At 48.2% G+C, this 15,457-nt stretch carries 18 protein-coding genes; 16 read left to right on the top strand and 2 right to left on the bottom strand.

Annotated elements, in window-relative coordinates; translation table 11 throughout:
- Positions 1-135 precede the first annotated feature (135 nt).
- The 14 genes from G625_RS0109140 to G625_RS0109075 all read left to right on the top strand — a co-directional run bounded on the left by G625_RS0109140 (position 136) and on the right by G625_RS0109075 (position 13,089).
- The gene (locus G625_RS0109140) at positions 136-453 is read left to right on the top strand and encodes a hypothetical protein (protein ID WP_029200884.1); all 318 of its coding nucleotides are present in this window, start codon (positions 136-138) and stop codon (positions 451-453) included.
- Between the two features lie 18 nt (positions 454-471).
- On the top strand, positions 472-1,332 hold the full coding sequence (locus tag G625_RS19160; RefSeq protein WP_084152831.1) for a major tail protein: 861 nt from the start codon (positions 472-474) through the stop codon (positions 1,330-1,332).
- 58 nt (positions 1,333-1,390) lie between these two features.
- Positions 1,391-1,771 (top strand): hypothetical protein, encoded by a 381-nt coding sequence (locus G625_RS0109130; protein WP_029200883.1) that lies wholly within the window; start codon positions 1,391-1,393, stop codon positions 1,769-1,771.
- Positions 1,772-1,803: 32 nt separating this feature from the next.
- Positions 1,804-1,938: a hypothetical protein gene (locus G625_RS23160; protein ID WP_256377639.1), complete on the top strand. Its 135-nt coding sequence runs from the start codon at positions 1,804-1,806 to the stop codon at positions 1,936-1,938.
- A gap of 78 nt (positions 1,939-2,016) precedes the next feature.
- Positions 2,017-2,451, top strand: coding sequence for an Rrf2 family transcriptional regulator (locus tag G625_RS0109120; protein WP_029200882.1), 435 nt, complete (start codon positions 2,017-2,019; stop codon positions 2,449-2,451).
- Positions 2,452-2,541: 90 nt separating this feature from the next.
- The gene (locus G625_RS0109115) at positions 2,542-2,895 is read left to right on the top strand and encodes a cupin domain-containing protein (protein ID WP_027424698.1); all 354 of its coding nucleotides are present in this window, start codon (positions 2,542-2,544) and stop codon (positions 2,893-2,895) included.
- A 65-nt stretch (positions 2,896-2,960) separates the two neighbouring features.
- Positions 2,961-3,650, top strand: a complete 690-nt coding sequence (locus G625_RS0109110; protein ID WP_029200881.1) for a radical SAM mobile pair protein A — start codon at positions 2,961-2,963, stop codon at positions 3,648-3,650.
- The gene (locus G625_RS0109105; protein WP_029200880.1) at positions 3,638-4,552 is read left to right on the top strand and encodes a radical SAM mobile pair protein B; all 915 of its coding nucleotides are present in this window, start codon (positions 3,638-3,640) and stop codon (positions 4,550-4,552) included. Before G625_RS0109110 ends, G625_RS0109105 begins: the two co-directional genes overlap by 13 nt.
- Positions 4,553-4,638: 86 nt before the next feature.
- Positions 4,639-7,566 (top strand): phage tail tape measure protein, encoded by a 2,928-nt coding sequence (locus tag G625_RS21935; protein ID WP_084152830.1) that lies wholly within the window; start codon positions 4,639-4,641, stop codon positions 7,564-7,566.
- Positions 7,517-7,735: a hypothetical protein gene (locus G625_RS19150; protein WP_198014884.1), complete on the top strand. Its 219-nt coding sequence runs from the start codon at positions 7,517-7,519 to the stop codon at positions 7,733-7,735. Before G625_RS21935 ends, G625_RS19150 begins: the two co-directional genes overlap by 50 nt.
- A gap of 11 nt (positions 7,736-7,746) precedes the next feature.
- Complete coding sequence (locus G625_RS0109090; RefSeq protein ID WP_029200879.1) at positions 7,747-9,630, top strand: hypothetical protein; 1,884 nt, start codon at positions 7,747-7,749, stop codon at positions 9,628-9,630.
- A 10-nt stretch (positions 9,631-9,640) separates the two neighbouring features.
- A complete protein-coding gene (locus tag G625_RS0109085) occupies positions 9,641-11,044 on the top strand; it encodes a hypothetical protein (RefSeq protein ID WP_029200878.1) in 1,404 nt (467 codons plus the stop codon).
- Positions 11,045-11,128: 84 nt separating this feature from the next.
- Positions 11,129-11,596: a phage holin family protein gene (locus G625_RS19145; protein ID WP_044932133.1), complete on the top strand. Its 468-nt coding sequence runs from the start codon at positions 11,129-11,131 to the stop codon at positions 11,594-11,596.
- Positions 11,596-13,089 carry a glucosaminidase domain-containing protein gene (locus G625_RS0109075; protein WP_029200877.1) on the top strand — a complete coding sequence of 498 codons (1,494 nt, stop codon included), beginning with the start codon at positions 11,596-11,598 and terminating at the stop codon, positions 13,087-13,089. The genes G625_RS19145 and G625_RS0109075 overlap by 1 nt, the downstream gene beginning before the upstream one ends.
- Here the strand turns inward: G625_RS0109075 and G625_RS0109070 are convergent.
- Positions 13,086-13,571 carry a hypothetical protein gene (locus tag G625_RS0109070; RefSeq protein ID WP_029200876.1) on the bottom strand — a complete coding sequence of 162 codons (486 nt, stop codon included), beginning with the start codon at positions 13,569-13,571 and terminating at the stop codon, positions 13,086-13,088. The two genes, G625_RS0109075 and G625_RS0109070, sit on opposite strands and share 4 nt — an antisense overlap.
- Positions 13,572-13,589: 18 nt before the next feature.
- On the bottom strand, positions 13,590-13,901 hold the full coding sequence (locus G625_RS0109065; protein WP_029200875.1) for a hypothetical protein: 312 nt from the start codon (positions 13,899-13,901) through the stop codon (positions 13,590-13,592).
- A gap of 166 nt (positions 13,902-14,067) precedes the next feature.
- Here G625_RS0109065 and G625_RS0109060 point away from each other — a divergent pair, with 166 nt between their 5' ends.
- Together G625_RS0109060 and G625_RS0109055 are read left to right on the top strand one after the other, a co-directional pair.
- Positions 14,068-14,877 carry a hypothetical protein gene (locus G625_RS0109060; protein WP_029200874.1) on the top strand — a complete coding sequence of 270 codons (810 nt, stop codon included), beginning with the start codon at positions 14,068-14,070 and terminating at the stop codon, positions 14,875-14,877.
- Between the two features lie 220 nt (positions 14,878-15,097).
- Entirely contained in the window at positions 15,098-15,370 is a 273-nt protein-coding gene (locus tag G625_RS0109055; protein WP_029200873.1) for a DUF6870 family protein, read from the top strand.
- Positions 15,371-15,457 lie beyond the last annotated feature (87 nt).

Here is a 15,457-nt window from a genome sequence, read left to right as displayed (position 1 = left end):
CCCTTGGGATTGCGGTGATCGGCGCTGCCGTTTACCACGGTACCCGGAGGGGCGAGGATTGTCATGGTTATCCGTATAACTGCCCAGCCTGCCGTCATGCTGCGGAATGCATTATCGAGATCGGGAGGAAGAAGAATGACGCATGAAGAAGTGATGCAGATGCTGGCGGAAACGAAGATCCCTTTTGCGTATGACCATTTTGCAGAAGGTGAATCGCCTGATCCGCCGTTCATCTGCTTTTTGTTTCCGGGTTCGGAGAACTTTGCCGCGGATGATGTGGTTTACATGGAGTTTTCCAACCTGAGTATTGAACTTTATACCGATGAGAAGGATCCGGAACTGGAAGACAGCGTGGAAGCGGTGCTGAACGCACATGAATTGTTCTGGAACAAATCGGAGGTATGGATCGAATCAGAAAAACTATACGAAGTGCTGTACCAGATGACGGTATAGCGGAAAGAGAGGTTGATTATGTCGAGTACAAATAACAAGGTGAAGTTCGGCCTTAAGAACTGCCATTATGCGAAGGCGACACTTGATCCGGATACTAATGCCGTGACATTTGGTACGCCTGTCGCGATTCCCGGAGCTGTGAATCTGTCTTTGGATCCGGAGGGAGATACCGAGCCGTTTTATGCGGACGATATGGTGTATTACACCACAGTGGCCAATAACGGCTATTCGGGTGATCTGGAGATCGCGCTGATCCCGGACAGCTTCAGGAAGGACATCCTGAAGGAAACTGAGGATACGAACGGTGTCCTGGTAGAGGATTCCACGGTGGAGCCGGAGCATTTCGCTCTGCTTTTCGAGTTCTCCGGGGACAAGAAAAAGATCAGGCACTGCATGTATTACTGCACTGCTGCAAGACCGACTATCGAGGGCAAGACCAATGAGGATTCCAAGGAAGTCCAGACGGAGAAGCTGGAGATCACGGCGACTCCGCTTCCGAACGGGCTTGTAAAGGTGAAGACCGGCGCGAATACTTCCGACGCGGTTTACAACGGATGGTATTCCAATGTCTATCAGACGGAGAGCGCTCAGGTGTCGGCGGTTCTTACAGGTATAACGATCGGAAGCCTTCAGCTTACGCCTGCTTTTGATGCCGGTACCACTTCTTACACGGCTGAGACCGTGAATGATGAGGATGCTGTATCGGCTACTGCGGCAAGCGGAACGGCGGTCACGATACTTGTAAACGGGGCGGCTCATACCAGTGGCAGCGATGCGACATGGGAGAGCGGAACCAATACTGTGACAGTGATCGCGAGCAAGACCGGAGCAGTAAGTACGGCATATACCGTAACGGTAACGAAGAACGGACAGGGTTGATAAGTGTTGAGGGCAGGGCTGTACGCTCTGCCCATTCTTGTGATTGGAGGAAAGTGAAATGGCACTTACAAAGACAGTGAATATTGATGGCAAGGATGTGACTTTTAAGGCATCGGCAGCCATTCCGAGAATATACAGAAACAGATTCCATCGTGATATTTATAAGGATCTGCATGACCTTCAGAAGAGTATCGATCAGGAAGATCCGGAGGCATCTGCTTTGGATACTTTCTCTTTGGAACTGTTCGAGGATATCAGCTATATCATGGCGAAGCATGCGGATCCGCAGGGAGTTCCCGATACTCCGGATGAATGGCTTGACCAGTTCGGGACCTTTTCCATTTACCAGGTGCTTCCTGAGATCATCGAGCTTTGGGGCTTGAATGTACAGACGCAGGTGGAGAGTAAAAAAAACTTCGAGCGACTGACCGGGAAATGACAACGCCTCTGCTTTTGCTTAGGTGTGTGCAGTTGGGAATCCATATCAGCGAATTGGAACTGTTGACGATCGGAACCATCAACGATATGTACACGGAAATGCAGAATGATGAGAACCAGGGATCATACAGCACTCTGGCATCTCAGGATGATATGGATCGATTCTAGAAGGGATAATCGTACCTTGTTGTGACTATTGAAATTACAACGAAAATGATTTAAGATAGAGTCGATGGAGGTGTCAGAATGCAGATTTCAAGCAGATTTACAATAGCGGTTCATGTGCTTATAGCAATTGAAACATTTAAGAATGACCATAAAATCACCAGTGAATTTCTTGCGTCCAGCGCAAATGTAAATCCGACGGTAATCAGAAGACTCTTGCAGCAGCTGAAGAAGGCGGAGATTGTAGCAGTGAAGCGGGGAAGCGGCGGTGCCGATATAGAGAAATCCTTGACGGAGATAACGCTTCTGGATGTTTACAATGCCGTGGAGCCTGTCGAAAATGGACAGTTGTTTCATTTCCATGAGAATCCGAATGAGTTATGCCCTGTGGGACGGAACATTCACAGGATCATGGATCACAGGCTTGAAGAAATACAGAATGCCATGGAAGATAAAATGCGGCGAATAACCATAGCTGATGTAATGGCGGATGCGAACAAGCTGATAGAATCTTAAAAAGTTTTGTTGTAACACTTGACATCACAACATGGTGGTGGTACACTTTCGTTGTATCAATCAATATCACAACAAATGGAGGTATCAGAAATGTCTAACTATAGTAAGGTAAGTGTTGCAAACGATCCGAGAACTGAACTTCATGATCAGCTGGGACTTACAGGGGCTGAGATCAGCATCAACCATCTTCCGGCAGGTGCGAGTGTTCCTTTTGTTCATTATCATAAGACCAATGAAGAGATTTACATCATTCTTTCCGGCAAGGGAAAAGCGGTAGTTGACGGTGAGGATATAGAGCTTTCTGCCGGTGATATCGTGCGTATTGCGCCGGATGGGAAAAGACAGTTCTTCGCGGCAGATGATTCTGAGATCAGCTATGCCTGTATCCAGGTGAAGGCAGGTTCTCTTGAAGCGTATACCGCCGATGATGCAGTAATCGAGTAAGTATGAGTTTTAAAGTTGTGGGCATTTCTGCAAGCAGATGTCCATAACTTTTTATGTGGAGAGCTATGAGTGTTTGTATAAAAGACAATATCCAGAATATGAACCTTGTCATCGGCTGCACGGTAGGCTGCGATTATTGCTATGCACGGAATAATGTGAAGCGGTGGCATACGATACCGGATTTCAGTAAGCCTGAATTTTTTGAAGGCAAGCTTAAAATGATGGACAAGGCAAGACCGCAGAATTTCCTTCTGACCGGTATGAGTGATCTTGCGGGATGGAAAGAAGAATGGCGAGAAGAGGTGTTTGAAAAGATCCGGAAAAATCCGCAGCATCAGTTTTTATTTCTGTCGAAAAGGCCTGATCTCCTGGATTTTGAAACGGATCTTGAAAACGCCTGGTTTGGGGTGACGGTTACCAGAAGATCAGAACTCTGGCGCATTGAAGCATTGAGGAATCATGTAAGGGCAAAGCATTATCATGTGACCTTTGAGCCGCTTTTTGATGATCCTGGAGAGGTCGATCTTTCTGGTATTGATTGGATCGTTGTAGGAACCATGACAGGCGCTCAGAGCAGAAAAATCCGTACTGAGCCGGAATGGGCATGGTCGCTTACGGATCAGGCGCATCAAAGGAATATACCTGTTTTTATGAAGGAAGATCTTGAACCGATCATAGGCGATGAAAATATGGTGCAGGAATTTCCTGAAGCATTTGAGAAGGTATTGGAGGTACAGCGGGCATGGAAGAAGTGAGAATGGAAGATATCCTGATAAGGGATGTGGAAACCAAAAATATCATGACAAAGTCAAACCTGCCGGTGGGAGGGTATTCTGTGAATCCGTATGTCGGATGCACGCACGCCTGCAAGTATTGTTACGCTTCTTTCATGAAAAGGTTTACAGGACATACGGAAGAGTGGGGAACATTTCTTGATATCAAGCACTGGCCTGAAATCAAGCACCCTGAGAAATATGCCGGACAGCGCGTTGTGATCGGATCCGTGACAGACGGGTATAATCCGCAGGAAAAAGAGTTCGGAAACACAAGGAAACTGCTTGAACAGCTGCGGGGGAGCGGAGCAGATATTCTGATCTGCACAAAATCCGACCTTGTGGTGAGAGATATTGACCTGCTAAAAGAGATCGGACAGGTAACAGTATCGTGGTCGATCAATACGCTGGACGAGAAGTTCAAGGACGATATGGATGCAGCGGTTTCCATTGAACGAAGGATTGCTGCGATGAAGCAGATATATGACGCCGGTATCAGGACAGTATGCTTTGTATCCCCGGTATTTCCGGGCATTACGGATTTTGAGGCTATCTTTGAACGTGTAAAAGACCAATGTGATCTGTTTTGGCTGGAGAATCTTAATCTGAGAGGCGGATTTAAGAATACCGTTATGGACTATATCGCTGAAGAGTATCCTGATTTAGTGCCGCTCTATGATGAGATTTATAACAAGCATAACAGAAGCTATTTCGAGGCTCTGGAAAACAAAGCCGAGAAACTTGCCGAGAAGTATGATTGCCCGTTTGTGGATAATGAAATGCCTTATGGAAGGGTTCCGCAGGGGCATCCGGTAATCGTGGATTATTTTTATCATGAAGAAATCCGCGGATCCGATAATACAGGAAAAAGAAAGCGCAAATAGCGCGTATAAACAAAGTGAAATGTTTTTGAGAAGAATCGGGAGACCGGTTCTTTTCTTTTACCCAAAATCAGGAAGGAGGGACATGAATGGCTGGACGGATCCAGGGTATCACCGTTGAGATCGGCGGCGATACCACCAAACTACAGACAGCCCTGAAGGGCGTAAATACAGAGATCAGAAATACTCAGAGCCAGCTGCGTGATGTCGATAAGCTCCTGAAACTTGATCCGGGGAACACGGAACTGCTTGCACAGAAGCACAGGCTCCTGGGGGATGCGGTCAAGGAAACGAAGGAAAAGCTGGAAACCTTGAAGACGGCGGCGGAACAGGCTGAGCAGGCACTGAAGGATGGAACGATCACGCAGGATCAGTATGATGGCCTGCAGCGTGAGATTGCAGAGACCGAGGCAAAGCTGAAGACTTTAGAAGAACAGGCAAGACAGTCTGGTACTGCACTTCAGGAGATTGCCGCAAAGGGTGAGAAGCTGAAGACAGTTGGCGACAATATCACCAATGTGGGAAAGAAGTTCATGCCGGTAACTCTGGGCGTTATGGGATTAGGTACGGCGGCGGTGAAAACTGCCGCTGATTTTGATTCTGCCATGAGTAAAGTGGCAGCGGTATCCGGTGCGACTGGCTCTGATCTGGAAGCCTTAAGGGATAAAGCCCGTGAGATGGGTGAGAAGACAAAGTTCTCTGCATCAGAAGCAGCGGAAGCCATGAACTACATGGCGATGGCCGGCTGGAAGACAGAGGATATGCTTTCCGGCATCGAAGGTGTCATGAACCTGGCTGCAGCTTCCGGTGAGGATCTGGCAACGACTTCTGATATCGTGACAGATGCGCTGACAGCGTTTGGGCTCACCGCGAAGGACTCCGGGCATTTTGCGGATATCCTTGCTGCTGCATCCAGTAATGCGAATACGAATGTTTCCATGATGGGCGAGACCTTCAAGTATTGCGCTCCGATTGCCGGTGCTTTGGGATTCTCTGCGGAGGATACGGCGGAAGCAATCGGCCTGATGGCGAATGCCGGTATCAAGGGTTCTCAGGCTGGCACTGCCCTCAGAACCATTATGAATAACCTGTCCGGGGATGTGACGATCTGCGGATCCGCAATCGGAGAGGTAATGATTGCAACGACCAATGCAGATGGCTCCATGAGGGATCTGTCGGACATTCTGGCTGACTGCCGAACGGCATTTTCAGGTCTATCTGAATCAGAGAAGGCGGCAGCGGCTGAATCGTTGGTTGGCAAGAATGCGATGTCCGGATTTCTGGCTCTGATGAACGCCGGAGAAGCGGATATCAACAAGCTTTCCAGTGCGATTGATAACTGCGATGGTTCTGCGGCAAGTATGGCTGAGACCATGAATGATAACCTTGCCGGTCAGCTGCAGATCCTGAAGTCCCAACTGGAAGAGCTGGCGATTTCTTTTGGTGAACTGTTGATGCCCGCGATCCGAACCATTGTGGGTTGGATCCAGAAGTTTGTGGACTGGCTCAATTCGATGGATGAGGGAACCAGGAAGGTAATCGTAACGATTGCCTTGGTTGCGGCTGCAATCGGTCCGGTATTGATCATAGTCGGTAAAGTCATCTCTGCGGTCGGTACTATTATGACTCTGGTGCCGAAGCTGGCAGGCGTGATCAATGCAGCGAAGGGTGTATTTGCAGCTTTCAATGCGGTATGTGCGGCGAATCCGTATGTGCTGATTATCGCAGCGATTGTTGCCTTGGTGGCGGCGTTCATTTATCTCTGGAATAACTGTGAAGAGTTCCGGCAGTTCTGGATAGACCTGTGGGAGAGTATTAAGGAGATTGCTATTGCCGTGTGGGAAGCACTGAAGGCATTCTTCCAGGCGGCGTGGGAAGCAATCAAGACCACGGCAACAACGGTCTGGAATGCTATCAAAGATTTCTTCTCCGGTTTGTGGGAAGGTATCAAGAATATCTTCACAACAGTGGTCAATGCAATCAGCACGTTCCTGACAACGGCATGGAACACGATCAAGAATACTGTGACGACCGTATGGAATGCGATAAAGTCATTCTTCATGACGATCTGGAATGGGATCAAATCAGTTATCACGACAGTGGTGAATGCGATTTCTACCTTCCTGAGTACGGCGTGGAACGGGATCAAAACCGCTATTACTACGGTGCTGAATGCTATTAAGACAGCGGTTACTACGGTCTGGAACGGCATCAAGAATACGATCACAACTATCGTGAACGCAATCAAAAATGCAGTCACGACAGCCTGGAACAATATCAAGACTGCCGTATCCAATGCGGCAAACGCGATCAAGACCGGCGTGACGAATGCCTTCAATGCTATGCTGAACGGCATCAAAAATATCTGCGGAAATATCTATGGTGCGGTGAAGGGTGGCTTTGACAAGGCTATCGGCTTTATCAAGGGACTGGCATCGCAGGCGTTCCAGTGGGGCGTTGATTTCATCGGCGGTATCGTGAACGGTATTAAGTCCATGATCGGTAAGGTCGGGGATGCAGTATCTTCAGTTGCGGATAAGATCCGGAGCTTCCTGCATTTCTCAGTCCCAGATGAAGGTCCGCTTACGGATTATGAAAGCTGGATGCCGGACTTTATCGGTGGTCTGGCGAAGGGCATTGAGAAGAGCCGGGGCATGATCGAGAATGCCATGAATGGCGTGACTTCTGATCTGACCATTACTCCGAGAGTGATGGCGGCTCAGGGAGGGTTTTCTGGATCAGCGGCATCGAGCGGTGATCTGATCTCCGGTATCAATACGGCACTGAATACGGCTCTAGCCGGTGGCGGTGCTGCAGGGGATATTGTGATCCCGGTTTATATCGGCGGTGACATGATCGATGAGATTGTGGTAACGGCTCAGCAGAGAATGAATTTAAGAAGTGGAGGCAGACAGCGGCGGCGTGACGGAGGCTGGAACCACACAGAGGGATGTTGTCCGGGAAGGCGTGGTTCAGATCGGCGTGACCTTCCGGGTATCGAAGAAGTGGCTGAATAAGTTTTCAGCGTATAAGAAGCTGGCAAGCATTACAGTCGGATATCTGGATATGGAGACTATGAACATCGTAAACACGCAGATGTACATTGACGGGTATCAGGTGAAGCTGGTCAGTGATACAAGCTATGGAAGCTTGTGGGAGGTGTCCTTCACACTGAAAGAGTTTTAAGGAGGGCGGCTATGTACCCAGTGAGCAATGCCTTCCTTGAAGCAGTGAAGGCGAATACAAGAAAATATTACTGGACCGGCAGGATCACAACGACTGCCGGAACGGTTTATGAGTTTGATCAGGATGATATGGTCAAGGGCAGCGGGTATATCACTTCTCAGTGCTGCGGATCCACGGAGATCGAACTGGGAACGGTGTACGCTGCGGAGATGGGGATTTCACTTTTCTCCGAGATCAACAGGTATACGCTGGAAGATGCGAAGGTGGAGCTGTTCTATCATCTGCAGGTGGCTGGCGGTTCCTATGAGAGAATCCCTATGGGAATCTTTGAAGTGTCGGAGGCGAACCGGAAAGCGAAGTGCCTGGAAATCAAAGCCTATGATTACATGGTGCGGTTTGAGAAGGCTTTTACTTCCCTGGAATCCATCGGTAACGCTTATGATTTTATGGTACTCTGCAGCACGGCTTGCAATGTGACGTTGGCTCAGGACAGGGCAACGATTGAGGCGATGCCGAATGGTTCTGAGAACCTGTCCATTTATTCTGATAATGATATTGAGACTTACCGCGATGTACTGTTCTATGTGGGACAAGTGCTTGGCGGTTTTTTCGTGATCAACAGAGCCGGGGAGCTGGAGCTTCGGAAGTATGGGAATACACCTGTGCTGACAGTAGAGCGGAAGCACAGGTTTTCTTCCAGCTTTTCGGACTTTATCACAAGATATACTGCGGTCAGTTCAACGAACCTTCGAACACAGATTGCGGAGTATTATGCGCTGGATCCGGATGACGGGCTGACGATGAACCTGGGCGTGAATCCGCTTCTGCAGTTCGGTCTGGAAGAGACCAGGCGGCAGCTTTGCACAAATATCCTGAATGATCTGGCCGTGGTGAACTATGTTCCGTTTGATTCGGATACCATCGGGAATCCGGCACTGGATGTTGGCGATGTTTTGTCATTCAGCGGTGGACAAGCGGACGCTACGAAGTATGCCTGCATTACATCGAACAGCATAAAGATCGGAGGCAGGCAGAGTATCAAGTGCGTGGGAAAGAATCCGAAGCTGTCCCAGGCAAAGAGTAAGAATGATAAGAACATCTCCGGGCTGCTGGCTCAGATCGAGGCAGGGAAGATCGGGATTCATACCTTCACCAATGCATCGGCATTCACGGTGGCGGATGTGGATACGAAGATCATTTCCATCGAGTTTGCTACGACTGAAGCGAACCATGCGCAGTTCTTCGGGCAGGTGATAGTGGATGTGACAGCTCAGCCGGTGACAAGGTCTGTTACAGCATCCGGGGATGTGGTGATCCCTTCGGTGAATGTTGACGGGGTGCCGGTGGATCCGGAAGATCCGGAGGAAGAGCCGGTGGTGATTGGCAATACAGAAGAGCAGACCATTACGATATCTCTTCCGATGAGCTGGCAGGAGGATGGTCATGCAGATGTGATCTTTTCCTTTGAGTTCAATAACCAGATGATCCCGGTGCATTATCCGCAGGAGAACTGGCATTCCGGCAGGCATACAATCCTCCTGTATTATCCGATCGAGGATGTTGTGCCGAACTATACGAATATCTTCAATGTCTATATGCGGTGCGTGGGCGGTACGGCTGCGGTGGATACCGGGATGTGTATTGCGTCCATTTCCGGCCAGAGCATGGGTGCTTCTGCGGCATGGGATGGCAGGATCGATATTGAAGAGTATGTTGACCTGTTCAGAATCGGCAATGGCAGTCAGAACGGACGGCTGCAGGTGAAGGCGTTCACGGAAGCGGATGAATGGGAGGTCAAGGAAACCATGAGACGGTACTATTCGGATGTGAAGAATGGCAGGACAGCCATTGGCGCTTTTGCAATGGTCGTAGATGTGCCGGGCAGTAACGCTTAAGGAGGCTTTTATGAAGAGATATACAGGAAATCTGGTCATTGAACTGGAAGACCAGAATACAGGAAATGTGGAGACGGTATCGGAAACCAACATGGTCACCAATGCCGTCAATGACATTCTGGGAGTAAATCCGATGGGTGTCATGTATAAGGCCGGCGGTCAGTATGATGATTCTCTGACCTGGAACGATGCGCTGCTTCCGATTTGCCCGAACATGATCGGAGGCATCCTGCTTTTTCCGGGTTCCATCACGGAGCAGGCGGATAACATTTATCTGCCGTCAACAAATTTGCCAGTGGCTTATGCTTCCAATGATGTCAATGCTACGGCGAATACGAAGAGGGGAAGCATGAACCTGACGGAGAGCATGAAGCTGACAGATGGTTACAAGTTCGTCTGGGAGTTTACGCCTTCGCAGGGAAACGGCACGATCACGGCGGTGGGCCTTACTTCCAAGCAGGGCGGAGCAAATGCTTACGGCTCTGAGGTGGCTGTGGATACTACGCTGCTTCAGATCAAGAAGGTCAGCCTGGATGACGGGGATGGTTTTATCAATGACCTGTTCCGGACAGTTACCGTGGATTTTGAGAATGCGAAGCTTTATTCCCTGGGATATGCGAGCAATACCGTAACAATCAAAAGATACCGGATCCCGGTGTTTGATATCGGCCTGAATGAGAAGCTGGATGATTCTACGTTGGTGCTGGAGGATACAACGGTCCTTCAGTGCAGCACCTTCCATTTCTACGGAAGCTATACGCCGTATGGAATCTTCATGGACGGTGGAGACGGGTACTGGTATGGCTTTGCCAATCAGGGAAATTCATCCGGAAATGCAACAGTGCTTTGGATCAAGATCAAGAAGAGCGATTACACCTTTACGGAAGGTCAGTGGACGCTTTCCAATGCCACGCTGATGACGATGGGAAGCTTCAAGGAAGGCTCCAGTTATCCTTCCGGGAACAGAAGTGCTGTGGTAAGAAACGGGTATTTGTATGTGCCGTCTTATGACAAGACCGGCGTGTATAAGATCAATATTTCCAACAGTACGGATGTGACGCTGATCAGTCTGGGATTTACTTCCGCCATGAGATGCATCGGGGAGACCGGAAGTACAGACTGCTGCCTGACCACCCTCAATGACATTATCGTGGCTTATGATTTTGAGATCGATGTGAATGATCATGTGATTCCGTTATTTGCCGGGGAGCATTGCGGGAATGTATCTACGCCGTTCTTCCAGTACAAGGAATATGTTTTCGCATGGGGCGGCGCTTATCTGAACCAGTACAGATATACATGGTTGCTGACTCCGTATCTGGCTACGATCTGCAATCTGAGTCAGGTAGTGGTGAAGAATGCAGATAAGACAATGAAGATCACGTATACGCTGACGGAGCAGACGGTGACGTAAGGGTTGGATAAATGAATAGGTGTTGTTAAGGCGGTTATCCCGATATGGGAGCCGCCTATTTTTATGCGAAGGAGGGCATGTGAAATGAAGGAGTTTTGGAATGTGATTCAGGCAATCTTTGCGGCGGTGGGCGGCTGGCTTGGTTATTTCCTGGGCGGAAATGACGGCCTGCTTTATGCGCTTCTGGCTTTTGTGGTGCTGGATTACATCACAGGGGTCATGTGCGCGGTGGCAGATAAGAAGCTGTCGAGCGCAGTGGGCTTCAAGGGGATCTGCAGGAAGGTTCTGATCTTTGCGCTGGTTGGCATCGGGCATCTGCTGGATACGCACATTTTCGGAGAAGCCGGTGTGCTCAGAACCGCGATCATTTTCTTCTATATCTCCAACGAAGGCCTGAGTCTTGTGGAGAATGCGGCGTATCTGGGACTTCCGATTCCAGGGAAACTTCATATAGTGCTGGAGCAGCTGCATGACAGAAGTGAGAAGGAAGATGATGGCAAGGATGGCGAGGATGGCAAGGATGGCAAAGACGAAAAGGAAGGTGAAGAATAATGACTTATACGAACAGTTCTATGGTGGTTTATAAGAAGCTTTCTCCGAACCATTCTGGCAAGAGGACGCACAGCATTGACCGGATCACGCCTCATTGTGTGGTCGGTCAGTGTACGGCGGAAGGCCTGGGAGAATGGTTTGAGAAGCAGTCCACGCAGGCATCCAGCAACTACGGCATTGATCGTGACGGCAGGGTGGCTTTGTACGTGGAAGAGAAGAATCGTTCCTGGTGTACTTCCAGCAATGCCAATGACCAGAGGGCAATCACGATCGAATGCGCTTCCGATACCACGGAGCCGTATGCTTTCAGGGATGTGGTGTATCAGACTCTGATCAAGCTCTGCATAGACATCTGCAAGCGCAACGGCAAGAACAAACTGATCTGGTTCGGGGATAAGGACAAAACGCTGAACTATTCTCCAAAGAGCGGGGAGATGATCCTGACGGTTCACAGGTGGTTTGCGAATAAGTCCTGTCCGGGTAACTGGATGTATGCGAGAATGGGAGATCTGGCTGAGAAGGTGACGAAGGCGCTGCAGGGTTCCGCTGATTCCGGTGGCGGTTCGGCTGCAAAGGGGACTCAGGCATCTGTCCTGAAGGACCTGTCTGAGTCAGATGCGATTAAGAAGGTCGGTGCGCTATTCACTGCGGATCAGAAGAAAAGCGGTATCCTGGCATCGGTATCGCTGGCTCAGTTCATTCTGGAATCTGGTTATGGGAAGAGTGAGCTTGCGCAGAATGCCAACAATATCTTCGGGATGAAGTGCAGCCAGTCCGGGAATACCTGGAGCGGGTCCAGTTGGGACGGCAAGAGCAAGTATACGAAGAAGACGCAGGAACAGAATCCTGACGGCAGTATGGTCACGATTACTGCAGACTTCAGAAAGTATCCTTGCATTGAGGATTCCATTGCTGACCATTCCGCTTATCTGCTTGGGGCAAAGAACGGTAGCAAGCTGAGATATGCAGGGCTGAAGGGATGCAAGGATTACAAGAAGGCTGTGCAGATCATAAAGGACGGCGGCTATGCGACAAGCCTGACCTATGTGGAGAAGCTTATCTCCATCATTGAGAGGTGGAACCTGACTCAGTATGATGTTAAGGACTCCGGCGGTGAGGTGATCCGCTGGTACCGTGTTAGAAAGTCATGGGCGGATGCCAAGAGCCAGAAGGGAGCTTATAAGATCCTGGACAACGCGAAGAAATGCGCGGATCAGAATCCGGGATATAAGGTGTTCGATGCGGATGGCAAGGTAGTGTATGCATCGAAGGCGGCGGAGTCTGCGGTGAAGGTGCCGTTTCTGGTGAAGGTCAGTATCTCTGATCTAAATATAAGGAAAGGACCGGGGACGGATTATGACAGGGTTCAGTTTATTCCAATCGGTGTGTATACGATCATGGAAGTGAGAACCGGACAAGGCTCTTCAGTCGGCTGGGGAAGACTGAAGAGCGGTGTCGGTTGGATTAGCCTTGATTATGCCAGAAAGCTTTAGATAACTTTTCTGTTGGGGAAGCGGATGATCTTATCATCGTCGTAAACGGTTTCGATTTCATCCGCTTCTACATCGATAACGACAGGATCCTGTGAAGGAATGTGCTGCGTAGGCTGGTCGTAAGGACCCTCAATCTTATCGATGATTGAATTTCCAAGTTTACGGAGACCGGAACGGAGAAGTGGCTCTCCGAATTCTTGCCAGGCTAAGCTGAGTAAATACATTCCCGCTTCATTTCTTCGTGCTCTTGCCTGCTCTTTACGAATAAGCTCAATGTTTGGCTTTTGGGTTACAACGGCGGGTGGCAGCGTCGGTTCTTTGTAAGGAACCGGGTTTTTGAACTGCGTCGCCAGCTTCCCGTTTTCACGAATGCCACCTGAGCTTAATTTCTGACCTTTCTTGGGCTCCGGCGCTTCAACGATATACTTTGCCATTTTTGTTTCCTCCTTGTTAGTTGTGTTGTTTCTTGTAGCTTTTGCCATGTCTGTTTACTCCTTCCTTTATGCGGCGATCAGCATGTGTGTTACACCTTGGTTACGAGGATCAGGGAACTGTTCATAGATATGATCGTTGCTGAAGTTCTGTGCAAGCATCTCCTTTATGGCGGTTCCGTGATTGTATCCGTGGATTATGACAAGCTGGAAGGCTGTTCGCACAATATTGATGATATTGTTGATGAACCGTCTTGCTTCGTAGCACTTCATGCCGTGTACGTCGGCGGTGATACGGATTTTTTCGCTGTGGCTTTCAGAAATCTTTATCCGGTTCATCTCACTTTGTGTTAGAACCATTCTCAATCTTGTGCGAATCATACGAGCCTCCTTTCATTTTTGTAAAATGCTCTTGCTTGTTCCGTGTCTTTATAGTACAATCCTTTTCACAGGAAGAAAAGAAAAATTCGTCTTTTTATAAGTCTTTTACAGATGATAAATAACAATAAAAAGATAAAAATATCTTTTTTGAAAGTGAGGGATTATTATGGCGATAAGAAACGATGATAATTTGACTCCGTTTGGACAGAAGCTTTTGGGGCTAATGTCGGAGAAAGATTGTGATACGCCAAAAGCTTTAGCGAAAAAACTGTTGGAGGCAAAGCTCGTTACAGTTAATACTAGAGGAAATGATGTATTCAAGAACAAAGATAATGCTGTAGGAAGCATCGAGAAGAAAATCCGTATCCACTTGCATGCAAAAGACGCAACATGTTTGCAGGGGGAATTTGTTAATGCCTATTGCAAGTATTTCGATTGTTCGGCTGACTTCTTATTTGGGTTTACTGACATTCGGACTCCTGATGTTCAGATTAGAAAAATATGCGAAATAACAGGATTGTCGGAAGAGGCGGTCAATTGCCTGCAAGAGAATAAGCAGGTAAATAATGATGATAATGTATTCTCATATTCATCCTGGTGGTCAGAACTGCTAAACGGAGATAGCTTTTATGCTATACCCATGTCATGGCTAGATTATGCTAGTAGAATTGTAGAAATATTAGATATTGATAAGCACATCGAAGCCGCAGAAAAAGCATCTTCAGAAGTTGAATTAGATTTAATAACAAAGCTGTTAGTAGATGATGACAATCATAAGTCGCTGCGAATCATTAGAAGGGAGAAAGAAGATTCTATTCTTGGCGCTCACCATAAAATGCTCTCTTGTATTGAACATTTTTTGAATCAGTATGCTGATCAATGGGCAGAACAGCAACACCCGAATTACGGAGAAATGTATTATAGAAGTGAACTTAACAAACGGAAAATACTAAAAGCTCATGAAAAGGACATATAACTATTCCTGGGCTGAGTGGCTGATTATGATATCTGCGCTGTAGGAGGATTAAGCACTGACGGTTGGTAGAGATTATCTCTGCTGGCCGTCTTTTTTTGTGCGTGAAAGGGTTTAAAACATGGGAAATTCTTTGACTGGGATGTGAAGGAAAAGCCACATCCCATGTGGGAGGATTCATTTTATTTGGTGTGTTCCTTCGAGATTTTGAAGGAGGTGCCGTATGTTGTTAACAGTTGAAGAGCTGAAAAGGTTGGAAGATATGGATATTCGCGATTTGAGACGAGAGGATCTGGATAATGCAGAGAATATTGTGATCGACAGACAGAAACCTGCCAATCAGCGCATGAGGGAGTTCCTGGAGAAGACAAAGAATCCCTATGCGGAAAATGTAGGGGAATACATCCTGCAGGTTACGTATTCCAGAACATCGGAGGAAACACTGGAGGATAAGATGATCCAGCTTGCGAAGCGAATGACAAGGATACCGCTTTGAGTTTTGGTATATGTTTTTCCTGTTTATTACATGGCATATTGTTCTGGTAAGACTAAATCAGCCTTTTGATTGCGGTCATATCCCGTA

The organism is Oribacterium sp. NK2B42, from assembly GCF_000424445.1.
GTDB lineage: Bacteria > Bacillota > Clostridia > Lachnospirales > Lachnospiraceae > Oribacterium.
Note: the sequence above shows the minus strand (reverse complement) of the source record. Positions and strands in the feature narration are given on the sequence as shown.